This window comes from Micromonospora sp. NPDC049101, assembly GCF_040648675.1.
Taxonomy (GTDB): Bacteria; Actinomycetota; Actinomycetes; order Mycobacteriales; family Micromonosporaceae; genus Micromonospora.
This window is the reverse complement of sequence record NZ_JBEZED010000001.1, coordinates 122,419-145,952: the sequence shown is the minus strand read 5'-3', so window position 1 is coordinate 145,952 and position 23,534 is coordinate 122,419. Positions and strand designations below refer to the sequence as shown.

At 71.4% G+C, this 23,534-nt stretch carries 25 protein-coding genes; 15 read left to right on the top strand and 10 right to left on the bottom strand.

From position 1 onward, the window contains the following. Positions 1–273: 273 nt before the first annotated feature. The 5 genes from AB0B57_RS00695 (at position 274) to AB0B57_RS00675 (ending at position 4,616) form a co-directional block, all read left to right on the top strand. Positions 274–1,608 (top strand): transcriptional regulator, encoded by a 1,335-nt coding sequence (locus AB0B57_RS00695; protein WP_357063495.1) that lies wholly within the window; start codon positions 274–276, stop codon positions 1,606–1,608. A gap of 17 nt (positions 1,609–1,625) precedes the next feature. After that, positions 1,626–2,000: a hypothetical protein gene (locus tag AB0B57_RS00690; protein ID WP_357063492.1), complete on the top strand. Its 375-nt coding sequence runs from the start codon at positions 1,626–1,628 to the stop codon at positions 1,998–2,000. Between the two features lie 237 nt (positions 2,001–2,237). After that, positions 2,238–2,474, top strand: a complete 237-nt coding sequence (locus AB0B57_RS00685; RefSeq protein ID WP_357063489.1) for a hypothetical protein — start codon at positions 2,238–2,240, stop codon at positions 2,472–2,474. 137 nt (positions 2,475–2,611) lie between these two features. Then, positions 2,612–3,955 carry a serine hydrolase domain-containing protein gene (locus tag AB0B57_RS00680; RefSeq protein WP_357063486.1) on the top strand — a complete coding sequence of 448 codons (1,344 nt, stop codon included), beginning with the start codon at positions 2,612–2,614 and terminating at the stop codon, positions 3,953–3,955. Positions 3,956–4,001: 46 nt separating this feature from the next. Beyond that, entirely contained in the window at positions 4,002–4,616 is a 615-nt protein-coding gene (locus tag AB0B57_RS00675) for a hypothetical protein (RefSeq protein ID WP_357063483.1), read from the top strand. Between the two features lie 45 nt (positions 4,617–4,661). Here AB0B57_RS00675 and AB0B57_RS00670 read toward each other — a convergent pair whose 3' ends face one another. The 3 genes from AB0B57_RS00670 to AB0B57_RS00660 are packed head-to-tail and all read right to left on the bottom strand — an operon-like array spanning position 4,662 to position 6,558. Then, positions 4,662–5,294: a DUF4291 domain-containing protein gene (locus tag AB0B57_RS00670; RefSeq protein ID WP_357063480.1), complete on the bottom strand. Its 633-nt coding sequence runs from the start codon at positions 5,292–5,294 to the stop codon at positions 4,662–4,664. 45 nt (positions 5,295–5,339) lie between these two features. Continuing rightward, positions 5,340–5,576, bottom strand: coding sequence for a pyridoxamine 5'-phosphate oxidase family protein (locus tag AB0B57_RS00665; protein WP_357063478.1), 237 nt, complete (start codon positions 5,574–5,576; stop codon positions 5,340–5,342). A gap of 49 nt (positions 5,577–5,625) precedes the next feature. Continuing rightward, on the bottom strand, positions 5,626–6,558 hold the full coding sequence (locus AB0B57_RS00660; RefSeq protein WP_357063475.1) for a LysR family transcriptional regulator: 933 nt from the start codon (positions 6,556–6,558) through the stop codon (positions 5,626–5,628). Positions 6,559–6,680: 122 nt separating this feature from the next. On the opposite strand from AB0B57_RS00660, the gene AB0B57_RS00655 reads away from it, so the two are divergent. Together AB0B57_RS00655 and AB0B57_RS00650 are read left to right on the top strand one after the other, a co-directional pair. Beyond that, positions 6,681–7,943 carry an MFS transporter gene (locus AB0B57_RS00655; protein WP_357063472.1) on the top strand — a complete coding sequence of 421 codons (1,263 nt, stop codon included), beginning with the start codon at positions 6,681–6,683 and terminating at the stop codon, positions 7,941–7,943. Positions 7,944–7,950: 7 nt separating this feature from the next. After that, a complete protein-coding gene (locus AB0B57_RS00650; protein ID WP_357063469.1) occupies positions 7,951–8,691 on the top strand; it encodes a hypothetical protein in 741 nt (246 codons plus the stop codon). 24 nt (positions 8,692–8,715) lie between these two features. Here the strand turns inward: AB0B57_RS00650 and AB0B57_RS00645 are convergent, their stop codons facing one another. Together AB0B57_RS00645 and AB0B57_RS00640 are read right to left on the bottom strand one after the other, a co-directional pair. After that, positions 8,716–9,618, bottom strand: a complete 903-nt coding sequence (locus AB0B57_RS00645) for a hypothetical protein (protein WP_357063467.1) — start codon at positions 9,616–9,618, stop codon at positions 8,716–8,718. Continuing rightward, positions 9,615–10,016, bottom strand: a complete 402-nt coding sequence (locus AB0B57_RS00640) for a hypothetical protein (protein WP_357063465.1) — start codon at positions 10,014–10,016, stop codon at positions 9,615–9,617. The genes AB0B57_RS00645 and AB0B57_RS00640 overlap by 4 nt, the downstream gene beginning before the upstream one ends. A gap of 72 nt (positions 10,017–10,088) precedes the next feature. On the opposite strand from AB0B57_RS00640, the gene AB0B57_RS00635 reads away from it, so the two are divergent. After that, positions 10,089–12,887 (top strand): CHAT domain-containing protein, encoded by a 2,799-nt coding sequence (locus AB0B57_RS00635; RefSeq protein ID WP_357063462.1) that lies wholly within the window; start codon positions 10,089–10,091, stop codon positions 12,885–12,887. Between the two features lie 31 nt (positions 12,888–12,918). On the opposite strand, the gene AB0B57_RS00630 is transcribed toward AB0B57_RS00635, so the two are convergent. Further along, a complete protein-coding gene (locus tag AB0B57_RS00630; protein ID WP_357063459.1) occupies positions 12,919–14,028 on the bottom strand; it encodes a tetratricopeptide repeat protein in 1,110 nt (369 codons plus the stop codon). A 124-nt stretch (positions 14,029–14,152) separates the two neighbouring features. On the opposite strand from AB0B57_RS00630, the gene AB0B57_RS00625 reads away from it, so the two are divergent. Continuing rightward, the gene (locus tag AB0B57_RS00625) at positions 14,153–14,965 is read left to right on the top strand and encodes a hypothetical protein (RefSeq protein ID WP_357063456.1); all 813 of its coding nucleotides are present in this window, start codon (positions 14,153–14,155) and stop codon (positions 14,963–14,965) included. 3 nt (positions 14,966–14,968) lie between these two features. Here the strand turns inward: AB0B57_RS00625 and AB0B57_RS00620 are convergent, their stop codons facing one another. Continuing rightward, complete coding sequence (locus AB0B57_RS00620) at positions 14,969–15,985, bottom strand: hypothetical protein (RefSeq protein WP_357063454.1); 1,017 nt, start codon at positions 15,983–15,985, stop codon at positions 14,969–14,971. A 219-nt stretch (positions 15,986–16,204) separates the two neighbouring features. On the opposite strand from AB0B57_RS00620, the gene AB0B57_RS00615 reads away from it, so the two are divergent. Continuing rightward, positions 16,205–17,041 (top strand): RNA methyltransferase, encoded by an 837-nt coding sequence (locus AB0B57_RS00615; RefSeq protein ID WP_357064486.1) that lies wholly within the window; start codon positions 16,205–16,207, stop codon positions 17,039–17,041. Here the strand turns inward: AB0B57_RS00615 and AB0B57_RS00610 are convergent. Together AB0B57_RS00610 and AB0B57_RS00605 are read right to left on the bottom strand one after the other, a co-directional pair. Further along, positions 17,031–17,567 (bottom strand): alpha/beta hydrolase, encoded by a 537-nt coding sequence (locus AB0B57_RS00610; protein WP_357063452.1) that lies wholly within the window; start codon positions 17,565–17,567, stop codon positions 17,031–17,033. The genes AB0B57_RS00615 and AB0B57_RS00610 overlap by 11 nt on opposite strands. Positions 17,568–17,617: 50 nt before the next feature. Next, the gene (locus AB0B57_RS00605; RefSeq protein ID WP_357064484.1) at positions 17,618–19,198 is read right to left on the bottom strand and encodes an NAD(P)/FAD-dependent oxidoreductase; all 1,581 of its coding nucleotides are present in this window, start codon (positions 19,196–19,198) and stop codon (positions 17,618–17,620) included. A 137-nt stretch (positions 19,199–19,335) separates the two neighbouring features. Between AB0B57_RS00605 and AB0B57_RS00600 the strand changes: the two genes are divergently transcribed. The 5 genes from AB0B57_RS00600 (at position 19,336) to AB0B57_RS00580 (ending at position 22,948) form a co-directional block, all read left to right on the top strand. Next, positions 19,336–20,580 carry a hypothetical protein gene (locus tag AB0B57_RS00600; RefSeq protein WP_357063449.1) on the top strand — a complete coding sequence of 415 codons (1,245 nt, stop codon included), beginning with the start codon at positions 19,336–19,338 and terminating at the stop codon, positions 20,578–20,580. A 33-nt stretch (positions 20,581–20,613) separates the two neighbouring features. Then, positions 20,614–21,054, top strand: coding sequence for a hypothetical protein (locus AB0B57_RS00595; RefSeq protein ID WP_357063446.1), 441 nt, complete (start codon positions 20,614–20,616; stop codon positions 21,052–21,054). A gap of 68 nt (positions 21,055–21,122) precedes the next feature. Next, a complete protein-coding gene (locus tag AB0B57_RS00590; RefSeq protein ID WP_357063444.1) occupies positions 21,123–21,695 on the top strand; it encodes a GNAT family protein in 573 nt (190 codons plus the stop codon). A 29-nt stretch (positions 21,696–21,724) separates the two neighbouring features. Further along, positions 21,725–22,138, top strand: a complete 414-nt coding sequence (locus tag AB0B57_RS00585; RefSeq protein ID WP_357063442.1) for a type II toxin-antitoxin system Phd/YefM family antitoxin — start codon at positions 21,725–21,727, stop codon at positions 22,136–22,138. A gap of 99 nt (positions 22,139–22,237) precedes the next feature. Then, positions 22,238–22,948 (top strand): helix-turn-helix domain-containing protein, encoded by a 711-nt coding sequence (locus AB0B57_RS00580; RefSeq protein WP_357063439.1) that lies wholly within the window; start codon positions 22,238–22,240, stop codon positions 22,946–22,948. Here the strand turns inward: AB0B57_RS00580 and AB0B57_RS00575 are convergent. Continuing rightward, positions 22,930–23,508 carry a dihydrofolate reductase family protein gene (locus tag AB0B57_RS00575; protein WP_357063436.1) on the bottom strand — a complete coding sequence of 193 codons (579 nt, stop codon included), beginning with the start codon at positions 23,506–23,508 and terminating at the stop codon, positions 22,930–22,932. The two genes, AB0B57_RS00580 and AB0B57_RS00575, sit on opposite strands and share 19 nt — an antisense overlap. Positions 23,509–23,534: the final 26 nt, after the last annotated feature.

Genomic DNA, 23,534 nt, shown 5'->3' with positions numbered 1-23,534 from the left:
GGTCGAGCCCGCGCCGCACCATCGACGCGTCTTGTGGTCAGCCCCTCGTACTGGCATTCTGACGTGGCATTCCGGCATTCCGGACCACCGCGTATCCGTCGGGTGCGGGTAGGGCGCGCAGGTAGCTTCTCTTACTGTTGGCGTGCACGTCGGCGAGGCTCGGTGGGCGGTGAGGGGATCATCATGCCGCGGTCGGTTGATCCGGTTGACCCCAACACGTTGCTCAGCGACGCCCGACGCCGACTCCTGTCACCGAGTGGTTCGGGGCGGCGGATGTCTCGGCAGGAGGTTGCCGAGGCGGTCAACAACTACCTGTGGGTTACCTACGGCATACGAACCTGCCTGGACGGCAACCACGTGGGAAAGCTTGAACGTGGGCAGTATCGATGGCCGCAAACCGCGACCCGGGAGGCCTTCCGGGCGGTATTGAACGCAGCTCACGATGCTGACCTGGGCTTCTACATCAACCGTAGAGAACGTCACGCTGACAACTTCGGGGGCGGGATGCCCCCAGGTGTGGCCGCCGTGGCCGATGAAAACCGCGATGCCGGGTCGCCGGCAGGCGCGGAGATCACGGACACTGGCGATATGAACCGCCGTGAGTTGCTACGCCTGCTTAGCCTGACGGGAACGCTCCTCGCCGCGCCCGTTCCTGGCGGCCAGCTCGATTGGGCGCGCATCGAATCTTCCAGGGACGGATCCAAGCGTCTTTCTTCAGCCACTCTGCGCGAGTTTGAAGGGCTGAACGCCCACCTGTGGACGGTCTTCGGCGCAGCCGGCTCCAAGACGGCAGTGGCACCGCTGGTGAACAGTCAGCTCAGCACGCTCACGGCCAACCTACGTCGCCCTCAGACGACTGCCGTACGCCGACGGCTCTGCGAGATCGCTGCCGATTTGCTTCAGTTGGCCGGTGAGATCGCCTTCGACGCAAGCGCGTACGACGAGGCGGCCCACTGCTACACCTTGGCCGGGGCGGCTGCTAGGGAGGCGGGTGCCTACGACCTCTGGGCGTGCGCGATGATTCGTCACGCTTTCATCAGCGTCTACGAGCGCGACTTCCGGCAGGCCATGCCGATGCTTGAGGCTGCGGCTGGCTTGGCGGTCAACGGTGACAGCGGGTTGTCGACCCGTCAGTGGGCGCATGCCGTGCGGGCGCAGGCGTTCGCGGGCCTGGGAAACCTTGGTGACTGTCGACGGGCGCTCGGCCAGGCCGAGGAAGTCGAGGCCCTACCTGGGCGGGTCCACAACGGTGGATGGTTGCGCTTCGACGGGTCGCGGCTCGCCGAGGAGAGCGGAGCCTGCTACGCCGAACTGGGGCACCCGGACCTGGCTGAACCGATTCTGTCCGCCGCGCTGTCGCAAGAGCTCTCCGTACGGCGGCGTGGAACCGTTCTAGCGGATCTCGCGCTGGTCGGGATCCAGCGGGGCGACGTGCATCAGGTTGTGCTATACGGTGGCGCCGTTCTTGATGTTGCCCGGCAAAGCCGCTCGGGTGTGGTCGCGGCCAAGCTGAGTCGGCTTCAGCACCACCTGCGGCCGTTTCTTCGTGACAGTCATGTTCAGAACCTCGACAGACAGATCAGTGTCTTGACAAGGGCATCTAACTGATCGACCAGGGGGACCAGGTGCAGGTTGAGGAAGCGGGACGAGTCTTCCGCGAGGCGTGGGTTGCTGGAGTCCACAGGCACTACCCCGGCGAGCCGAAGCCGGGCTACACCGCGCCCTGGGAGGATATGCCCGAGTGGGAACGGGAGAGCGCTGCGGCCTGCTTCGAGCAGGTCCGCCACTTCATCGAGTTGGCTCGGGGAGCAACCGCGAACCTGACCCGCGAGCAGAAGAGCCGTTTCGTCGCCCTGTGCTGGATCGCGCAGATTTTCAGGCACTTTCCAAACCCCAAGGCTTCTTATGTCGCCGACTGGCCCGACATGCCGGTGTGGCAGCGAGAGACAGACGCGGACATCTTCGAGCACATCGAGCGACTGGTCAGCTCCTCGTCCTGACGTCGCGACGTGCCCCGCATCGTCTTGTTCGCGTCTTGCGATTCTCCCGCCGACCGATAAATCTCCCCGCAACCCTCCCCCTTGATCGACGTTCCCGACACGTCCACGATCCGTGATGGTTGACGTGCCGTCAGCGATGTTCCGGTGCGCCGGTGCGCGGCATGAGCGGTGACGGGACGTGCCTCAGCGAGGGGTGTTCGTGATTACCCGTCGGCGAGAACGAGAGGAACTGCGGCGATGACCGAACCGTCGATGCCCGAGATCCCAACCGTTGTCGTGGCGCAAGTGCCACAGGTCTTCATCCTCATCAGGGAAGAGGCGACAGTCGGATACCTGTTCGACCTTCCTTCCGGCGCGGTGGCGATCCTGGACGGCGCCAGGGAGATCTTCCGATCGGACTCCCTGGCAGACTTCACCAGGTTCTTCGGCCCGTTGCTGGACCTGAACATTGCGAGAGTCCGACAAGACCTCTAGACGTAGCATCTCGGATGGTCTGGGCTATGGACGGTGGCGGACGTGTCGATTGCCCGCCCGCCACCGGTCGCCTCGACGGGCGTGCCGCTTGTTCGAGTCTCTTGAACCATCCGTGTAACTGGTCAAGAATCGGCGCGGTGGACGACGTGGACTTCTCGTACGGCTGGGCCCCGTTGCTGGGCCACCTCGACCGGCAGGTGTCCTCCGGGCTGCTGTCGCCGGACACGGCGGCGTTGACCGATCTGATGAGCAGCTACCAGGTGCCGGGGGTCAGCATCGCCGTCGGGCACCTGGACGGGCAGGCGTGGGCTGCGGGGTACGGCGTCACCGGTGGCGCGACATCGACCCCGGTGACCGCCGGCACCGCGTTCGCGGCCTGTTCGATAAGTAAGCACGTCGCCGCGTTCGGCGCACTGCGACTGGTCCAGGACGGTGTGCTGGCTCTGGACACCGACATCCGCGCGTACCTCACCTCCTGGCGACTGCTCGACCGCGAGGGCCGGCAACCCGCGGTCACCGTCCGGCAGCTGCTGGCGCACACGGCGGGCCTGTCCGACACCTGGTACCGGGGCTATGCCGCGGATCGCGCCCCCTCGCTGTTGCAGGTCCTGGACGGCAGCGGCCCGACGACCACCGCACCGGTCCGGTCGACCCTGTTGCCGGGGAGCCGTTTCCGTTACTCGGGCAGCCACTACTGCGTGCTCCAGCAGTTGCTGGTGGATGTGACAGGCACGCCGTTCGAGGACCTGATGCGCACGCTGGTGCTGGACCCGGTGGCGATGGCCGACAGCAGCTTCGACCAGCGGTTTCCGCACCAGCGGCCGGATCTGGTGGCGCGGGGCCACCACGGCGGCGGCACCGGGGTCCCCGGCGGGTGGCGTACGCAACCGGAGCTGGCGGCGGCGGGACTGTGGAGCACACCGACCGACCTGCTCCGGCTCGACCTCGAGATCGCCCGAGCGGTCTCGGGAGACTCGCGGCTGCTCGACCGCGACCTGGCCACCGAGATGTGCAAGCCGCAGATCCCGGGCGGCGCCTACGGGCTCGGCACCGAGGTCGAGGACCGCGCCGGACACCGGCGATTCGGACACACCGGGTTGAACGTCGGCTACACCTGCTTCTCGTACGTGTGGCCGGACAGCGGCATCGCGGTCGCGGCGATGACCAACTCCGAGGACGGCTGGGAGACGCTGGTCAGCATCCGCGCCGCCGCGGACCGTCGGTACGCCACAGGTGTCACCACCGCACCGCCGGGTGACGTGTCGGGCCGCTACGTCCTGCGCGACGACTATCCGATCGACGTCGCGGTCTCCGACGGTCACCTGACCTTCTCCGCGGCTGGGCAGCAACCGGTGGTGCTGCGCGCGGAGCCGGACGGTCGCTACCTCCACCCAGGACTCGACCTGGAGATCCGGTTCCTACCGGCCGACGTCCTGGAACTGCGGCAGGAAGGAGTGACCCAAACCGCGAAACGGTCGTGATGGTGACGGATAGCGATTCGATCTTGGTTGCACTACTCTTCCCGCCATGGCCCTGAGTCCAGACCAGTTCTATGACCACGCGATCTCCGTCGCGGACGGCGAACGGCGGCTTCCGCTGGCGGCGGGCATGACCGGATGGGACATCAGCCCATTCGACCAGGACGGGCTACGCGCCGCGCCGCTGCGCCCCCCGGTGGTGCCCGACCCCGCCCGACACGGCGAGGATCCGGCGGAGTGCCGCAACTGCCAGGAGCGTGACGAGGGAATCTGGTTCAACGATCACTGGCGGCTGGCCCGTATCACGGGCGTGGGCGTGCCGCTGGCCCTGATGCTGTACCCGCGCGACCACTACGACATGGCCGACCTCCCCGACGATCTCGCCGCGGAGCTGGGCCTGCTGAGCACGCGGATCGTCCGCCACGTGCAGGCCCTGCCGCACATCTCGCGGGCGCACGTCTACCGCGTCGGAGACGGCGCCGCCCACCTGCACGTCTGGTTCTTCGCGCGGCCCGAGGGCCAGGCGCAGCTCTTCGGATCCTGGCTTGTCGTCTGGGACGACCTCCTGCCGGAGTATCCCGCCGACATCGCCGAGGCGGACGCCGCGATCGTGGCCGACGCCCTGGTCGCCTCGCACGGGGGCCGTCGAACGGCCGCCCCGTGACCGCCCGCCCGCCCGGCTGATCCGGCCGGAGGGCCAGCGCGGTCCTTACTGTCGCTCGGGCACGTCTATGGCGGTGGCGTGCGGGTCGATGTGCAGACCTGCGGCAATCTGCACCGGCAGCGGGTAGACCTGTTCGTTCGGAAGGTGGGCTGCGGCAGCCGCTTCGTCGCCACCGCGCAGCAGGTCTCTGACGCGGTGAACGGTGGGGGTGATGTCCGTGACGGCAACCGTCCATTCGTCGACGTACCGGTCGACAGCCTCGTCGGACAACCCAACCTGTAGCGACCGGTACGGCAGCGCCTTCAGGTGCAGTGACCGTTCCGGATCCCACTGCACCCGTACCGGGCTGGCCTTCAGTTGCCGGCTCCAGGTCGCCCTGTCACCGTGCAGGTCTCGGTCGTAGTGGCTGAGGCAGGCTCGTGCCAGCGCCCACTCGAACCCTTCCCGCGTGATGTCGATCGACAACACGCGTTCCTGCCCTGGCTTGGTGGCCCAGCCGCAGCGGTACATCATCCACAGGAATGACGGCTTGATCCACGTCATCCGGTCCCGCTTGAAGGGGACCACGAGACGTCCGGCCGCCACCGCTGGCAGCGCGATCTGCGGAGGGTACGCCTGGTACACGGTGATGGTGTCGGCCGAGTGGCGTGCGCGGATCTGCCGGGTGGGGACGGACACGGCCCGATCGTCACCGACCGAGAGTTGACCGCGCAACCGAGATAGCTACTGCGCGGTGCCGGCGAGCAACCACCGCCGGACGGGGATCTCCAGAAGCACCCGGTCGCTTCCCGTGCTGACGTCCCAGCCGCAGCCGATCCACCAGGTCTCGGCGGCGTAGACGAACCAGACCGGCGTCAGGTGCGGGGAGCCGTCGCGCCGCAACGTACACAGCCAGACGTTCCACTCCCGCGACAGGCGTAGCGCAACGTCCGTCGATGGCATGGTGCGGGGCTCGGTCACCTGGCAAGTCGATCACACCGAGGAGCCGGGGTGCCGGGCACCCGCGCCGTCAGGTGGTCGGTGCCCAGGAGGGGCGCCAGGTCGTCGCGGGGAGCGCAGCCAGGCTTGCGACGTGGTCGATGACCGCCCGCAGGCCGGGGTGCGGGTTCGCCCGGGGGAGGAGAAGCGACAGCGGGTACGCGAGCGTCGGATTCACGATCGGGATGCGGCGTAGGTCGTGGTTCGCCGGCCAGAGGTACCTGTCGCGCGAGCCCACCAGGGTTGCCACGTCGGCGGAGTCCGCGAGGATGTCGAGGAGCACCTCGTCGCCGAAGTGCGGGCCCGCCGCGTCGATGCGCAGGTCGAAGTGGGTCGCGAGCTGGTCGTAGAAGTCCGCCCATTCGCTGCGCGGCGCGATGCCCGGCACCCAGATCCGATGCCCGCGCAGCCGCTGCGGTGTCAGTGATCGGGCGGAGGCGAGCGGGTGCCTCGGGCCGACGAGGAGTTCCAGCGGGGAGTCGAACGCGGGGACCATCCGCACGTCGCGCGGCAGCGTGGCGGGGTCGGTGACCGAGCGGAACGAGGCGTCGATGTCGCCGGCCTGGACGGCGGCGGCCGCCTCGCGCGGGTCGTTGACCCGCAGGGTCACCACGTCGAGGTTGATCTCCGGATGCGACCGCCAGTAGTCGTGTAGGACGACTGCCTGCGCGGATCGCAGGCCGAGCACGTCGATCCGCAGGGCCCGCGAGCCCGGCCTGATCGCGGCGACGGCACGGTCGACCCCGGCGACGACGTCCCGGGCGTGCGGGAGGAACGCCTGGCCGTCGAGTGTCAGCTCGACCCCTCGGGCGGTACGGGTGAACAGCCGGACGTCGAGCTCACGTTCGAGGGCGGCGATCCGCTTCGACACGGCCTGTTGGGTCACGCCGAGCTCGTCGGCAGCCTGTTGCAGTTGGCCCAGCTCCGCCGCCCGGACGAACGATCGCACCGCCTCGGTATCCACGCACCCATTATGCGCACGCACAACCGATGGTTGTGGCTCGCTCGGGAGTCGGTTGTTTGCTCCCACGGCGGTCGGTGCGGTGGGATGCCCGGACCGGAACGTCTGGTGTCACGGGGAGTCGCATGCGCACACGATTGGGGCCCGACTTCGGCTGGCTGTGGTCGGCCTACGCGGTCAGCGCGTACGGCACGTGGCTCGCCTTCGGCGCGTTTCCGCTGCTCGCGGTGCGAGTTCTGGACGCGTCGGCAGTCGCGGTGTCGCTGCTGGAGGCGGCGGGGCTCGCCGTCGCGTCGATCGTCGCCGTCTCGCTCGGGCCGTGGGTCGAGCACCGGGCCAAGCGCCCGGTGATGGTCGCGATGGACCTGGTCCGGTTCGCGGCGATGGTCAGTGTCCCGGTCGCGTACCTCCTCGGCGTGCTGTCGTACGGCCAACTGTTGGTTGTCTCGGTGGTCTGCGGGACGGCGAGCATCGCGTTCACCGCCGCCTCCGGCGCGTACCTGAGATATCTGGTCCGTGGTGAGCATCTCCTGGTGGCGAACGGGAGGTTCGAGGGCACGACCTGGACGGCGATCGCGGCGGGCCCGCCGCTGGGCGGTGCGCTTGTCGGGTTGCTCGGCCCGGTCGTCACGGTCCTGGCCGACGCTCTCAGCTACCTGCTGTCCGCGCTCGCGGTCCTGCGCATCCGGGGCGGCGACGTCGCGGCGCCCCGTGACCGGGTCACCCGGCTGCGCCCGGCCGACCTGCCGCACGGCTGGCGACTCATCCTCGGCGACCGCGTCCTGCGGGGTCTGTTTCTCAACTCGGTGCTGGTCGGCGGCCTCATCATGGCCACCGCCCCTCTGCTGGCCGTTCTCCTGCTCGGCGAGTACCACACGCCGGCCTGGCAGTACGGTCTCGCGTTCGGCATCCCGGCGCTCGGCGGGTTCCTGGGTGCCCGCCTGTCCGCGCGTCTCGTGCACCGCCACGGCCGGCGCCGCGTCATGCTCGTCTCCGGGTGGCTGCGCTCGGTGTTCCCCCTCGGTCTCGCGTTCGTCCAGCCCGGCATCCCCGGGCTGGTCACCGTGGTCGTCGTCGAGAGCCTGCTGATCACCTGTATGGGCGTCTTCAACCCGATCTCCGCGACCGAACGACTGCGACGGGCGCCGGTGTCGCACACCGCCCAGGTGCTCAGCACCTGGACTGCCAGCAGCAGACTCCTGCAGGCTGTGCTGATGGTGATCTGGGGTGTGCTCGCCACCCGCACCAGCCCGCTTGCCGCGATCGCCGTCTCCGGCGTACTCCTGCTCGCCACCCCGCTGCTGCTGCCCGACCGGAAGGACTGGTCGGCCCCGGAGCCGGTCCGGCCGGCCGAGCCCGTCCGCGTCGGCCGGGGCGTCAGTGAATGATGGGCGGATGGAGGGACGGGCGTACCTGGAGAAGTACATTGTCGATCGACTGCCGGCCGGAGCTGGTCAGCCGCCGCACGGGCGGACGGTGGACCGTTCGGAGATCCGCGGCGTGGCGGTGGGACTGGTGGCGGCCGGTGCCCTGGCTCAGGAGGAGATGGAACGCATCCTCGCCGACCTGGATCGGGAGTTGGAGCGACGTGGCCGGTTCACTCGCGTCGTGAGGCACATGTCGACCGAGAAGCGCATGTCGACCGAGGGTCGCGTGACGTCCGATCACTGGGCGCCGCTGTCGGTCGAGGCCCGGCAACAGTTGGTGTTACAGCACGGTCGTGACCGCGCGCGGTGGCAGCAGCCGGTTGTCGACCCTGCCCGGTTGCGGGAGGTGATCTCGCTGGCGGGACGCACGCTGACGCTTGACGCGGTGCCCGCCACGCTGATCAGCCTGGAACGCTGGTCGACGATGGTCGTGGTGCGGCTGGCGTACGCCGGCACCGACGCCCGTGATCCGGGTTCGCTGGACGGCATGCACGCCCGACTGAGGCGGTGGCGCGGGTGGGACGACGCGGGAACGCAGTACCGGGCCGGCGGCGGCAGCGGCGAAGGGCGCGGGGGGCTATTCATGGAGACGGTGGTCTTCGAACCCGGCCCTCCGGACGAGGCGCGCACGCTGATGCTGGTGTACGACCGGGACGGTGGGTCGGAACGCTGCACAGTCGCCCTCGGCGACCCGACGACGCCAGCCTGATCGGGAGCACTCCCGGCTCCGGGATCACCGGTCCTTGCGCAGCAGGACCGTCACCGCCTGTCCGTCGGCCGTGCCGAAGGTGCCGTCGGTGGGATGCCCCAGCGCGGCGCCGAGGGCGCGGACGTGCAGATCGACAACCGCCTCCACCAGGTCGGCCAGCACCGACACCGTGCCGCGGCCCTGTCGCCAACCCGCCACGCACAGACCGAGGCCGATGACCGCCGCGGGCCACCACAGCAGGCCGAGCGCCAGGTACAGCAGCCCCCAGCCCACCCGTCGGGCGGCCGCGGTGAAGTCGGCCTGGGCGAGGGCGAGCGGGTCCCGGGTCTCCTCGGGCAGCAGCAACCACAGCCGGGGCCAGGCGGCGGCCAGGTCCAGGTCGTAGCAGGCCCGCACCCGTACCGCCGTGGCGAGCATGCGGTCACCGATCCAGGTCGGCCGGTCCGGCTCGGTCAACGCGATCCGGTCGCAGGCGCGCGCGAGCGCCTGGGTGTCCGGCAGCGGCCCGGTGGCGCCGTCGGCGGACCGCAACCGGCGTGCCTTGTCCCGCAGGGCGGCCTCGTAGCGGGCCACGGCGGCGTGCCACCGGCGCCGCCGCCGGCGGGTCACCGCCTCGCCGGCCCGGCCCCAGCCCTGGGTCCACAGGGCCACGACCAGGCGTTCCAGGCTCTGAGCGGCCGTCGCGGCGACGACGCTGGCCAGCACGACACCGAGGACGATCAGCAGCGCGGAGCCGGTGCCCGGGGCCGGTGACCCGAGGGCGAGCCGGTCGATCTCCCGCGCCAGCAGCCACAGGTCCCACCAGTGGGCGTGGCCGAGTCGCACCGCCACGGCGGCCACCGCCACGAACACCACACCGGGCAGCGCCAGGCCGGCGAGCCACCGCTCCGCCAGCTTTCCGCCGAGCGAGGCGATGACCGCGTTCACCGGTCCATCCGAAACGTCGGCAGCGGGCAGTCCCACACGGCGCAGCGCGGCGGCGGGACAGCGTACGGCCGGGGGATCTCCACCCGGTCGCACAGGTCACCGGGGCACACCTGGACGACCTCCGGGCGGCGGCCGTGGACGCCGGCCAGCGGCAGGTAGTGGTGGCCCCGGACGGCCGTGTCGCCACCGACCAGCCCGCCGAGGCGCATCAACTCGGTCACCTCCGCGAGCACCGCGTCCACGCCCTGGTCGGACACCGGCCCGTCCCGCAGCCGCGCCAGGGCCTGGGCTGGTTCCGGCCCGAGCAGGTCGCCCACCTGCGCGATGTCCGCGCAGATCCGGGCCAGCCGGGCCGCCCGGTCGCCGTCGAGTCGCCTGTCCGGCGCCGATTGACTCATCGGCTGATTATCTCCTGTCGATGTGGCGCGCGGCTGGCAGGCTGGGGGCAACCGCGACGGGGAGGTGCGCCGGTGGGTCGCTTTTCGAGAGACGCCGTCGACCAGTGGCGTCGTGCCGCGGCCAGGCAGCCGCGCGGCGACCGGCGGTGGGCCGAGGCCCAGGTCGAGCTGGGGGCCGCGCTGCTCGACCGGTACCACGCGGGCCAGGCGCGGCAGGACCTGATCGAGGCCACCGTCGTGCTGGAGGCCGCGATCCGCACGATGGCCGACTCCTTTCTGGCCGAGGAGTTGGGTACGCCGCACGGTGTGCGCGCGCTTGCCACATACACCGACGTGCTGCTGGCCAGAGCCCGGATCGAGAGTGAGCCGCAGCTCCTGGACATCGCCGAGCGGTATCTACGGTTCGCGGAGGACGCCTCGGCCGACCTCGGCAACAGCGCGGTGCTGGGGCTGAAGACCTGCCAGGTCTATCGGGTCCGGCACGACTTCGACGGCTCGGTCGACACGCTCTACCGGCTCACGGCCATCGCCAAGACGGCCGAGCGGTGGATCAGCGAGGAGCAGCTGCCCGTGTTGCGGGGCATCCACGCGGAGGCGCTGTTGCGCGCCCACCAGCTCACCGGCGTGGAGGACTACGTCGACGAGGCGTTGCAGCTGGTGTCCTCGGTGGATACCACCGGGCCCAATCAGGACCAGATCGTCATGCTGCGAGCCCGGTGCCTGCTGGCCCGGGCGGCCGGGACCACCCACACGGCAGATGTCGAACGGGCCGTCGCGATGCTGCGCGACCACAGCCCGCAGAGCATCGACGCACGGTTCCTGGCCGGGCAGACGCTGCTCACCCTGGTCGACCGCACCGGCCGCGCCGAGCTGCTCGGCCAGGCCTGGGAGGAGTTCGCCGCCGCGCTGAACACCGTCGGTGAGCGGCATCCGCACCATCGGACGGCGCTCGCCAGCCTCTCCACCGTCGGCATGAAGACGCACCAACTGACCGGCGACCTCTCCGCCCTGGAGACGGCGATCGGCCTGCTGCGCCGGGCGCTCGCCCTCTCCGTGCGCGGGGAGCCCAACCATGCGTTGTACTCAGACCAGTTGGGTTACAGCCTCCGGTTGCTCTACGACGCCACCGGGGAGCCCGCCTACCTGGAGGAGTCACTCGTCCTGCTGCGGCGGGCGCTGGACGCTCTGCCCGCGCGTGATCCGCACCGCGCCGAGACCGGGTTGTCCATCGCCCAGGCGTTGCGGGCGACCTATCTGCGTACCGGTGAGAAGGCACTGCTCACCGAGGCCGCCGAGCGGGCGCGCGCCGCCGGCCGCGTCGACTCCGGCGCCGTGCCGGTCCGGATCCAGGCCTTCGACAAGGCGGCCTACACGCTGACCGCGCTGGGCCGGTGGAAGGAAGCGACGGAGGCCTTCGACGAGGCCATCACGCTGCTGCCCCGGCTGGCCTCCCGGGGGCGCACCCGACGCGACCAGTACGCCGACCTCGGCTCGACGGCCGGGTTGGCGGCGACGGCCGCCTCCTGCGCCATCGGCGCCGGGCAGCCGGAGCGGGCCCTGGAGCTGCTGGAGCGTGGCCGGGGCCTGCTGCTGCACCAGCGGTTGACGGCGGACGGCGAGTGGGCGGCGCTGCAACGCGCCGACGGGCGTCTGGCGGGCGACTTCCAGCGGATGCGCCGGGACTTCGAAGCGCCCGCCCCCGAAACGCCGCGGCCCACCACCTTCGGCCGGGACCGGGAAACCGAGTGGAACGTGCTGCTGGCGACGATCCGGGAGCTGCCCGGCCTGGGCGACTTCCTGCGCCCGCCCAGCGCCCGGCAGTTGCTCGACCAGGTCGACGGCACCGTGATCGTGCCGATCGTGAGCGAGTTGCGCGGCGACGCGCTCATCCTGCGGCAGCACCGCGTGACGGTGCTGCCGCTGCCGGATCTGACGCTGACCGAGGCCATGACGCAGCTGCGCCTGCTCCAGGAGGCCACCACCACGGCCTACGATCCGGCGGCGGACGCGCGGAGCCGGCTGCGCGCCCAGTCGGTGCTCACCGGCGTACTGGAATGGTTGTGGCATGCCCTCGTCGGGCCGGTCCTGGAGCACGTGGACGCGCCCGGGGCGGCCGGCGAGCTGCCGCGTGTCTGGTGGTGCCCGGTCGGCCCGCTGGCGTTCTTCCCCCTGCACGCCGCCCAGGCCGGCGCCGGCCGGTCCGCCCTCGACCGGGTGGTCTCCTCCTACACCCCGACCGTGACCGCGCTCGCCCGCAAACGCACCGGGCCGCGCAGGGCCCGGCCCGACGCCCGGTCCTGCGTCGTGGCGATGCGCGCCACCCCCGGCGGCCCGGGAGCGCTGCCCAGCGCCGAACGCGAGGCCGCGTCGGCGGCGCGGGCGCTGCCCCGAGCGTGGCTCGGGCTGGACGCGACAGCCACCCGGCAGCAGATCCTGGACCGGCTGACCGACTCGGCGTACGCGCACTTCGCGTGCCACGCGGTGGCCGATCCGCACGACCCGGCGCAGGGCCGGCTCCTCGTCCACGACCACCAGGACAACCCGCTCACCGTGACCGACGTGTCCCAGCTCGACCTGGACGCGGAGTTCGCCTTCCTGTCGGCCTGCGCGACCGCCCAGGCCCCGCCGACCCTTGTCGACGAGTCGCTGCACATCACCGGCGCCTTCCAACTCGCCGGGTTCCGGCACGTCATCGGCACCCTGTGGGAGATCGACGACGCGGTCTCCCTCGCCCTGACCACCGCCTTCTACCAGCACGCCGACCCGACCGGGGCGGCGGCGTACGCGCTGCACTCGGCCGTGCGAGGGCTGCGGGACCGCTACCCGCTGGCGCCGACGCTGTGGGCGGCGCACATCCACACCGGCGGCTGAACGCCGCGCACCGGGCCACCGCCCGTCGGCGTCAGCGGGTGAGCCGGACCAGCGCCCGGGCCTTCTCCGTGTGGGGATGAGTCGGGCCGTGTACGCGTTCACATGCGGCAAGCGCGGCCCGCGCCTCCCGACCCGCCCGTGGGTCACCCTGCTCGACCAGCAGCAGGGCGAACAGCGTCCGCATCTCCAGGGTCGCGGGATGGTCGGCGCCCCGGCCCCGTTCGCTGTCCGGCAGCGTGTCGGCCAGCAACCGGATCGCCTCGGCCCGCCGGCCCACTCCGTCCAGCGCCCTGGCCAGGGAGTGCTGGGCGTGCAGGCGTACACCGTCGGTGTTGCTCAGGGCGCACCCGGCGTCGTCCGCCAGCGTCCGGGCGGCGTCGACCGCCTCGGCCGCCCGGCCGTTGTCGAGCAGGACGACGAGCAGGTTGCTGCGGGCCTGGAGCGACACCGGGCTGATGGGCCCCAACGTCCTGGTCATCCGCTTGACCACGTCCCGTAGGGCCCGCTCGGCCTGCTGGCTGCGGCCCTGCAGGTGCTGGATCCCGGCAAGCTTCAGCTGGCAGGTCAGGGTGTCCGCGTCGTCCCTGCCCAGCGTCCGGGCCATGCCGTCGGCGACCCGCCGCAGCAGCGGCTCGGCCTCGTCGAGGCGACCCAGCTCGATCAGCAACCAGCCGAGGTTGTTGCCGCTGCGCAGCGTCTCGGCGTCCTCGTCGCCCAGCACCCGGCGCCGGGCCGCGTAGACGTCTCGTTGCACCCGCTCCGCCTCGGCGTGGGAGCCGCGCTGCCAGAGCGCGAAGGCCAGGCTGTGCTTGCTGCGCAGGGTGTCCGGATGCTCCGGCCCCAACGCCGAGCTGCGCAACCCGACGATCTCCTGATAGACGGCCACGGCTTCGGCGACGTCGTTGCCGCGCATCAACTCCTGCGCGTAACGGGACCCCGCCTCCAGCGTGCGGGTGTCGGTCGCGCCGTACTGCTCGTGGTAGGCGTGGTATTGCAGCCCGAAGGCGACCGGACCACCGACCGTCTCGGTGGTCGAGCGGCCACCCTGGGTGACGGTGATCTCGATGACCGGCCCGGACGACGTCGCTTCACGCGGTGGCTCGTCGTCGCGTTTACGGCTTCGGTTGAACCATCTGCCCACCGCACGCACCTCCCGCAGTGTCGACAACTTCACGACCCGTCATCGACAGCAGACTACGTGTAGACGTCAACCGATATCGGCGGCGGCGAGGGAGTATCGACGCTCGCACGTCAGGAGGTGGGGAGTGCACGTCAGTCTGGCGACGAGCGCGGGTAGGGCCGACCGGCCGAACGAGGACTTCGTCGGTGCGGTGCCCGGCGCTGTCGTCCTGCTCGACGGCGCGGGCATCCCCGGAGCCGAGTCGCTCTGCCACCACGGGGTCGCCTGGTACACCCACCGCCTCGGCGGTGCGCTGCTCGGCCACCTGTCGCCCGACGACGGGCGGGACCTCGGCGACATCCTCGCCACCGTCATCGACGAGATCGCCGCCGAGCACCGCGACACCTGCGACCTCGCCGACCCGAGCAGCCCGCAGGCCACCGTCCTGCTGGCCCGCGCCCACCGGGGCCGCCTGGACTATCTGCTCCTCGCGGACTCCTTCCTCGTCCTCGACCAGGCCCACGGTGCCCCGCAGGTGATCACCGACGAGCGCGAGGCGCTCGCTCGGCGCGACTGCGCGGCCCCCCTGAGCGGCATTGCCCGGGGAACGCCGGAGTACGACCGCGTGCGCGCCTCCTGCGTCACCGCGCTGCGTGCCCGCCGGAACCGACCGGGCGGTTACTGGATCGCCAAGGATGACCCGCGCGCGGCGCGGGAGGCGGTGACCGGCAGCCGGTCCCTTGCCGACCTGAACGGCGTCGCGCTGCTCAGCAACGGCGCCAGCCGCATCGTCAGTCCGTACGGTCTGACCGACTGGCCCGGCGTGCGGGACGTGCTCGCCACCCACGGCCCGTCCGAGGTCGTCCGCCGCGTCCGGCAGGCCGAGGCCGACGGGGGCCCCGACGCGCAGTCCCCGGACGACGCCACGGTGGCGTACTGCACGCACCTGTCGCGCTGACGGTCAGCCGCGAAGCGGACCCGTCTCCGGCTGGGAGCGAGGTGCGCACTCGGGTGTGGTCTGGCTGACGTACGAACTGGTGGCCACCAACAGGCCCAGGCCCCACAGGGTGTAGGCCGGCAGCACGATGGCCAGGAACCACCTCGCCCCGTCCACGTTGTTGCCGGTGGCCCAGGCGATCATGCCGCCGATGCCGAAGTAGGTGGTGAGGCCGGCGCCGAGGAAGAAACCGGGGCCGGCCACCAGCCAGCGGGGGACCTGACGGCCGGCGAGCGGCAGCACCCATCCGGGCCAGATCCGACCCCAGCGGTGCACCAACGCCAGCGGCAGCAGCGTGCCCGCGAGGAGCAGCAGGACAATGAAGGTGATCATGAAGGCCCAGGGGATCTCCGGTGCCTTGCTCGACACGAAGCCGTGCACGATCTCGGCGACGAAGCGTGCCAGACAGGCGGCGACAGTCAGGTATGCGGCGAAGAACGCCCACGATGGCGCAGGAGCGTCCCGCCCCTCGGGCCGGCGACCGTGGACGCGACCGCAGCTCCGGCAGCCGCCGCGGGCCCGCCGCTGCTCCCCGACGGCGACGGCGATGGTCACGGCACCGCCGAGGGCGCCACTGCCCCTCGCCAGCAGGGTCACCCAGTCCAGCGCGTCCAGATCCATCCCGAACAGGCCGCCGAGGATCATCAGGAGGCTCAGCGGGAACATGAACGAGTACAGGACCAGGGCCACGCCGGACACCCAGCCGAGGGCGGCCAGCGCCCATCGGACCCGGCGGCTCCAGTCTCGTTCGGCACCCGACCTGATCAGCAGGATCGCCGTCGTCGACAGCACCGCGGGCACCACGGGAAGCCACCCTCCGGGAAAGAACGACTCACCCGGCTCGGCGAACCGTGGCGCGCCCCGGACGGCCCACCAGGCGTGGACGACCGCGTACGCCGTGACCCACGCGGCGGTGCCCGCGGGAACCCACCTCCGCCAGCCGGCGGTGGTGCGCACGGGCCGTTCTGTCCAGCGGATCATGGACCGATCATCGCTGGCGCCGGCCGGCTCCTCCTCCCCGCCGAAGGGGAACGCCGTGCCTCCGCCGGGGGAGCCGGGGAGGACCGTCACCGGGGCGACTCGTCGCGGAGCGCGCGCCGGGTGCGGTGCCCAGCCACGTAAGCTCGGCGGGTTCTGGTGCGTCGTGGCTGGCCGCACGGCGTGCCGAACAGCGAACGGGCAGACGCGATGGAGGCGGGGTTGGTGGCAGTCCTACGGGTGACGACTCGCAATGCACGGTTCCAACAGTGGGAGGCGCTGCTGGGCAATCGCACCAAGCGCCAGCGCAGCGGCGAGTTCCTCGTTCAGGGCGTCCGACCCATCAAGCTGGCGATCCACCTCGGGTGGCAGGTCCGCCACCTTCTGTACAACGCGGACGCCCACCTGTCGACCTGGGCGCAGGAGACCCTCGACGTGGCCGGCGCGACCAGGGTCGCCGTCGCCGGCGAGTTGATGGTCGAGCTGGGCGGCAAGGTGGAGGGCGCCCCGGAGCTGCTTGCCGTGGTGGCGTTGCCCGACGACGACCTCGGTCGCATCCCGACCGGCCCCGACCTGCTCCCGGTCGTCTTCGACCGGCCGACCAGCCCCGGCAACATCGGGACGCTGATCCGGTCGGCGGACGCCTTCGGCGCGAGCGGCGTCGTCATCACCGGCCATGCCGCCGACGTCTACGACCCCAAAGCCGTACGCGCCAGCACGGGTTCGCTGTTCTCGGTGCCCGTCGTGCGCGTGCCCGGACACCGGCCGGTCCTCGACTGGGTCGCCGCCATCCGAGCCGACGGCGTCGAGGTGCGGGTGGTGGGCACCGACGAGAGCGGGGCGGTCGAGGCGACCGAGTACGACTTCACCCAGCCGACCCTGCTGGTGATCGGAAACGAGACGTCCGGGCTCAGCTCGGCGTGGCGCGACGCCTGCGACCACCTGATCCGGATCCCCATGGTGGGCATGGCCAGCTCCCTGAACGCCGCCACCGCCGGATCCGTCGTCCTGTACGAGGCGGCACGCCAACGGGCCGGCGGGGGGCGCGTCAGGCGATGAGTCGGTCGAGCAGGTCGAACTGGTCGTACGGCTGGTCGTAGTCGCCGAAGTGCCCGTCGTCGCGGACGATCTGGGTGCCGCCGAGGCGTTCGAACATGGCACGTCCCTGGCGGTCGTCGCAGCCGTACGGATCCTGGCGCGAGTTGATGAAGGAGATGTCGCGCACGTGCGACCGGATCGCGGCCCAGTTGTAGCTCTGCTGCAGGACCGGCTCCGCACTGGTGTTGGGCGGGGTGCAGTAGCCGGCGACCAGGATCGCCTGGGCAACTGTCACCTCGACGTGCTCCAGGAGCGCCAGGAGGAACGCCGCGCCGCCGGAATGGCCGACCAGGACCGTGTCCTCGTCGAAGCGGTGCGCGCCCAGCACCTTCGGCAGGAACGTGGCGATCGGCTCGACGTTGAGGTCGGGGAGGTGCGGCACCTCGACGGTGTAGCCCCGGGCCGCCAACCGCCCGGCCAGCCAGCGATACCAGCAGACGTCCGGGTTTCCGCCGGTCCCGTGGAAGATGATCGCTCTGCGCCCCACCGTGCCCCCTCGGATCGAGGGTCTGATCAAACCACGCCCCGCCGACACCGTCAGGCCAGCGGCACCTGCTCGGCCCGGTCGCCGTCGCCCCCGGAGCGGACCCCGACGGGCGTGGCGATCGGGGCGGTGACGATCCGGCTGGGCAGCACCGGCGCGTCCCGGCCCGTGCCGCGCCGGTCGCCGCCGGAGGACTGCTCGTGGTAGTCCTGCTCGACGTTGACCGTCCAGACGTCATGCGTACTGCCGGTGGCGATGTTCTCGACGGTGAGCATCGCGGTCAGCATCGAGTGGTCCTGGTTGTTGTAGCGGTGCATGCCGTTGCGCCCCACCGGGTGCACGTTCGGCACCGCCTCGGCCAGCCACGCCCGGATCACGTCCACGTTGTGCTGGTAACTCTCGTCGTACACCGGGTAGGCCTTCGGCATCCGCACGACGTAGCCGGCCTCCACCACGCCGGGCCGGGCCAACCCCAACCCCTCCAGCTCCGCGGTGCCCAGGGCCACGAGGTCGGCATCCGGGGTACGCCACATCTCGTCGTCCTCGAACACGAAGTACTCCAGGCCCAGGCAGGTGCGGCCGTCCTTGACCAGGTACGGCGACCAGGAGCCGAAGTTCTGGATGCGACCCACCCGCACCCCCGGGTCGTGCACGTAGATCCAGTTGTCCGGGAACGAGAACTCCGCCGGCACCACCAGCGCGACCGTCAGGAAGTCGCGGTAGCGCAGGTCGGCGGCGCAGGCCAGCACCTCCGGCGGCGCCGCCGGACGCAGGACGGACACCAGCTCCGAGATCGGCATCGACGAGATCACGTGGTCGGCCGGTTCGGTACGCTGTCCGCCCGCGCCGTTGACCGTCACGCTGGTCGCCCGCCGTCGCGCCGGGTCGCGGTGCACCGCGGTGACCCAGGTGCCCGTCGACACCTGCCCACCCCGGTGGCACACCTGCTCGGCGCAGCGCTCCCACATCATCCCCGGCCCGTACTTCGGGTACTGGAACTCCTCGATCAAACTTGTCACGTCCGTGCGTCGGCGGCTCGGCAGCAGCGCGTTGCGGATCGCCGTGGCCAGCGACAGGTTCTTGATCCGCTGCGCGGCCCAGTCGGCCTGCAACCGGTCGGCCGGCATTCCCCAGACCTTCTCCGTGTACGTCTTGAAGAAGATCGAATACAGTCGCCAGCCGAACCGGGCCGACACCCAGCCCTCGAAGTGCGACTGGTCCCGGGGTGGCCGGAGGCGGGCGCGGGCGTACGAGCCGAGGCAGCGGACCGCCTCGGTCAGCCCCAGGTTGCGCAGCGCGTTCATCGCGCTGAGTGGGTAGTTGAACAGCGCACCCCGGTAGAAGATCCGGCTCATCCGGGGCCGGGTCAGGAAGTCCTCGTCGGGCAGGATCTCGTGCCAGAACGCCTCCACCCGAGGCACCTTGGTGAAGAACCGGTGCCCGCCGATGTCGAACCGCCACCCGTCGCGTTCCACGGTCCGGCTGATCCCGCCGACCACCTCGTCGGCCTCGAAGACCCGGACCGTCCGGCCGTGCCGGAGCAGCTCGTACGCCGCCGTGAGCCCCGCCGGCCCCGCACCGATGACCACCGTGCCGTGCTGCTCGCTCCCGCTGCCGATGTCCCCGCTCCCCACCGTCGTGGGAAACGCCCCGCCTACCCGCTCTGCGTCGAATGTCACTCCTGGTCAACGATCGATTCCGCTCCGGAGTGGCGTCTGGCGGCGGACAACCGGTTGGACCACACTCCGGTGCGGCGGAGATGGACCGGCGGATGGGGGAGCGGGGGCGGATGCACAGGTGGCGCAGCGGCACGGCGAACCTTGCCGTCCGGTTGGCCGTGGTCGGCGACGCCACGGCGCGCGCGGCCCGTCGGGTGCCGGAACCCTGGCCGTACGTCATCGGCCTGTTCCTCGGCGCGAAGCTGCTGCTGACCCTGCTCGGGCTGCTGGTCCTGCACGCCTGGGACGGCGTGCCCGGTGCGCCGCCGCCGGACGAGGCGATGATGTGGGCGCAGCAGCGCGAGATCACCGGGCAGCGGTGGATCTCCTTCTGGTTCGCCTGGGACGGGCTGCTCTACCTGCGGCTGAGCGAGCTGCCCCTGAACCAGCCCTGGAACGACTTCGGCTTTCCGCTGCTCTACCCGTTTCTGGCCCGGCCGGTCGGTGCGCTGCTCGGCGGCGACAACGCGCTGGCCCTGCTGTTGATCAGCAACGTCGCGTTCCTGCTGGCGCTCTGGTACGGCTACCGGCTGGCCGAGCTGCTGCTCGGCGACGCGCCCGCCGCCCGCCGGTTCACCCGGTACCTCGTGCTGTTGCCGACCGCGTTCCTGTTCCAGGCCGCGCTCACCGAGTCGCTCTTCGTCTGCCTCGCGTTGGCCGCGTTCTACCACGCCGAGCGGGGGCAGTGGCTGCTGGTCGGTGTGCTCGGCTACTTCCTGGCGATGAGCCGCTCCGTCGGCCTGCTCGTCGCACTGCCGCTGGCCCTGATCCTGCTGCGCCAGCACGACTGGCGGCTCGGCCCGCGCGCCCTGCTCGGCTACCTGCGGATCGGCTGGCCGTTGCTGCTGCTGCCCGCCGGGTGGTTCACCTTCATGGCGTTCTGCCGGTGGCGCGGCGGGGACTGGTTCGCCTACCAGCACGCCCAGCGCATCGGCTGGGGCATCGAGGTGCAGAACCCGGTGCCGGTGCTGCTGAACGGGCTGACCGGCGAGCCGCACGACGCCGCCCGGGCCCTCTTCGCCGGGGCCGTGCTGGCCGTGCTTGTCGCCGGGTTCCGCCGCCGGGACCTGGCCTACCTGGTGTACGGCGTCCTCATGGTGCTGGTGCCGCTGTCGATGGGCCCGGCGGTCTACCGGAGCCTGCTGCGGTACCTGCTCGCCGCGTTCCCGGTGGCCCTGGTGCTGGCCCGGTGGGCCCGGCACGCCGGTGTCGACGTGTGGCTGACCGCGACGCTCGCCGTGGTGCAGGGCGTGCTGTTCGCGCTCTGGCTCAGCTACTGGACCCACACGATCATCTGATTGGCGCGGCCGTCGGCGGGGCAGGATGAGGCGATGACCGAGCCGCGCGTGCGCCTCGACGACCTCGGGGCCTGGCTGATCAAGGGCAACGCCGACCTGGTCGACCTGACCTCCCGCTTCGCCCGGGATCCGCGGGTGACCAACTGGTGCGTACGCCCCGGCTACCGGGCGCGGTTGATGCGCGCCGGACAGGCGATCGTCTTCTGGGCCAGCGGCAGTCGCGGCCGACTGCCCTACGGCGTGTGGGGGATCGGTCGGGTCACCGGGCGAGCCGAGCCGGGGCCGCCGGGCCAGGCCTGGTCGGTGCCCCTGGACCTGCCCATCCTCGCCGAGCAGGACCGGGTGCCCCGGCTGCGGCTACGCGCCGACGAGCGGCTCGCCGCCCTGGAGGTGTTCCGCCAACCGCAGGCGGCCAACCCGTCGTACCTGACCGTGGCGCAGTTCGCGGCGCTGCGTACCCATCTGCCGAGCTGAGCTGTGCCCGGCGCGCGCACCCGACGGGCCTGTGCGAGGCTGCTTCTCCATATCTCACTGGAGGCCCGGTGTTCGCCCTGCCGCTGACCGAGGACGTCGAGCTGCGCCCGCTGAACCCGTGGCGGGCCGAGGAGTTCCTCGCCAACCTGGATCGGGCGCGGGAGCACATCCAGCCCTGGGTGTCGCCGTCGTTCGTCGCCACCGACCTGCCGTCGGCCCGCGCGGTGTTGCAGCGCTACGCCGACCGGTGGGCCAGCGACACCGGCGGCATCTGGGGGCTGTGGTGGCGCGGCACGCTCGTCGGCGGCGTCATGTTCGTCTCGTTCGACGTGACCCGGGGCGTCTGCGAGGTGGGTTGCTGGGTGGAGCCGGCCGCGCAGGGCAGGGGAATGGTCGCCCCGGCGATCCGCCGAATCGTCGACTGGGCGGTCCGCGAGCGCGGCATCCAACGGGTCGAGTGGCGTACCACCGCCGACAACGTGCGCAGCAGGGCCCTGGCCCGGCGACTCGGCCTGCGCCTCGACGGCACACTCCGCCAGGTCAGCCCGGGCCCGCACGGCCGCATCGACCTGGAGGTCTGGTCGGTGTTGGCTGACGAGTGGCCCGCCGCGCACGCACCGTCCACTGGCGACCGCGAATAGTTGTCATACCCGTGCGGCACCATGCATTCATGGCCGTCCCCGCGCTCACCCCCCGTCCCGACCCGCCGCGTTCCGTGCCGCTGCGTGAGGCGCGCACCCGGTTCAGTCAACTTGTCGCGCTCGCCGAGCTGACCGACGCGGTCACCGTCGTCACCCGCGACGGCGATCCCCGCCCGGTCGCCGCGATCGTCCCCGCCGCAGCCGCCCGCAGCGGCGCACAGGCCCGCGCCGACGCCGACCGGCTCGCCACGGTCACCGCCGGCTGGGCGCGGCGCCTGGAGGAGCAGCACCGACGCAGCGGTCAGCGGCACGCCGCCGAGCTGGGTGCGATCCGCGCGGCGCTGGCCCAGGCCTGGGCCGAGCTGGATCGCCGGGTCGTCCCGGGCAGCGACCCCACGCTGGCCCGGCTGCGCGCGGCGCACAACGACCTGCTCGCCGGCTGATCACCTCCACGCCGCCGGGGTGGCCCGCCTGTCGCAACGGTGCACGCCCCGCCTGGCCGGGCGAGCCACGCCGACCACGCAGCGACGTATCCTTCGCCAGTGGGACTGCGGTTTACGACACGCGGATCGGACTCGCCATGGGTGGACACCGTGTGGACCTGCGCGAGCGACCAGGTCACCACGATGACGTCCGTCGCCGGGGTGCGTTGGGGCCTGGTGTTCTGGGAGCAGGCCGGCCGGGCGCAGACGGCCATCAGCGGTCCGGAGACCCGGTCCGGCACGGCTCCGGTGCCGGAGGGCGCGACCTTCACGGGCATCGAGTTCGCCGTGGGCACCTCGTTGCGGTCCGTGCCCACCGCGGCGCTCACCGACGGTGGCATCGAGCTTCCCGACACCACGCGGCGGACGTTCCGGCTGGACGGGGAGCGCTGGGAGACGCCCTCTCCCGACGACACCGAGGCTCTGGTCGACCGCCTCGTCCGGGCCGGCACCGTGGTCCGTGACCCGCTCGTCAGCGACGTGCTGCGGGGTCACCGTCCGGCCGTGTCGGGGCGCACTGTCGAACGCCGGTTCCGCGCGGCGACCGGTCTCACGCGGACTGCCGTCCGGCAGATCGAGCGTGCCCGCACGGCGGCAGAGCTACTGGCTGCCGGCGACCCGGCCGCCGACGTCGTCGTCAAGCTCGACTACTTCGACGAGCCGCACCTGGCCCGAGCGCTGCGCTCCTACGTCGGCCGCACCGCCCGGCAGCTACGCGAGGGCGCCGGCGGCGCGATCGCCCTCGACCTGGATCACCGCCGGACGTCGTAGACCAGCTTGAGGATCCCGTTCGGGTAACTCTCCGACTCCCGCAGCGTCAGCATGTGCTTGTCCCGATCGGCCCGGCCGAACAGGCTCTTGCCGGCACCGAGCAACACGGGGAAGACGAGCAGGTTGTACTGATCGATCAAGCCCGCGTCGGACAGCCGCCGAGCCAGCTCCGCGCTCCCGTGGATGAAGATCGCACCGCCGTCGCCCTCCTTGAGCGCGGCGATGTCCCCGCTCGAGCGCAGGATCGTGGTCGGCCCCCACCCGTCGACGATGGCGTCGTCCGACAGTGAGGTCGACACCACGTACTTGGGCAGCTCCTTGTAACCGGCGTGATCCTGCGAGCCGGGCCAGACCGGCGCGAACGCCTCGTAGCTGCGACGGCCGAACATCAACGCCGTCGTGTCGGCGAGCTCCTCGCTCTTCAGCGACCAGGCGTCCGGGACGAACTCGAGGTCCTTGAACACCCACCCACCGCTGCGGTGCTCCTCCGTTGGCCCGCCCCCGGGCGAGTCGACGACGCCGTCGAGCGACATGAAGCCGGTGTAGACCAGATTGCGCATCGTGCTGTCTCCTCATGCTGGGGCGA

What these genes read in the sequence shown, in the direction of transcription:
- AB0B57_RS00675 (WP_357063483.1), top strand. Translation starts at nt 4,002, where the DNA reads ATGGCCCTGAGTCCAGACCAGTTCTATGACCACGCGATCTCCGTCGCG.
- AB0B57_RS00595 (WP_357063446.1), top strand. Translation starts at nt 20,614, where the DNA reads ATGACCGAGCCGCGCGTGCGCCTCGACGACCTCGGGGCCTGGCTGATC.
- AB0B57_RS00575 (WP_357063436.1), bottom strand. Translation starts at nt 23,508, where the DNA reads ATGCGCAATCTGGTCTACACCGGCTTCATGTCGCTCGACGGCGTCGTC.
- AB0B57_RS00655 (WP_357063472.1), top strand. Translation starts at nt 6,681, where the DNA reads ATGCGCACACGATTGGGGCCCGACTTCGGCTGGCTGTGGTCGGCCTAC.
- AB0B57_RS00620 (WP_357063454.1), bottom strand. Translation starts at nt 15,985, where the DNA reads ATGATCCGCTGGACAGAACGGCCCGTGCGCACCACCGCCGGCTGGCGG.
- AB0B57_RS00695 (WP_357063495.1), top strand. Translation starts at nt 274, where the DNA reads ATGTCTCGGCAGGAGGTTGCCGAGGCGGTCAACAACTACCTGTGGGTT.
- AB0B57_RS00585 (WP_357063442.1), top strand. Translation starts at nt 21,725, where the DNA reads ATGGCCGTCCCCGCGCTCACCCCCCGTCCCGACCCGCCGCGTTCCGTG.
- AB0B57_RS00685 (WP_357063489.1), top strand. Translation starts at nt 2,238, where the DNA reads ATGACCGAACCGTCGATGCCCGAGATCCCAACCGTTGTCGTGGCGCAA.
- AB0B57_RS00650 (WP_357063469.1), top strand. Translation starts at nt 7,951, where the DNA reads ATGGAGGGACGGGCGTACCTGGAGAAGTACATTGTCGATCGACTGCCG.
- AB0B57_RS00640 (WP_357063465.1), bottom strand. Translation starts at nt 10,016, where the DNA reads ATGAGTCAATCGGCGCCGGACAGGCGACTCGACGGCGACCGGGCGGCC.
- AB0B57_RS00600 (WP_357063449.1), top strand. Translation starts at nt 19,336, where the DNA reads ATGGGGGAGCGGGGGCGGATGCACAGGTGGCGCAGCGGCACGGCGAAC.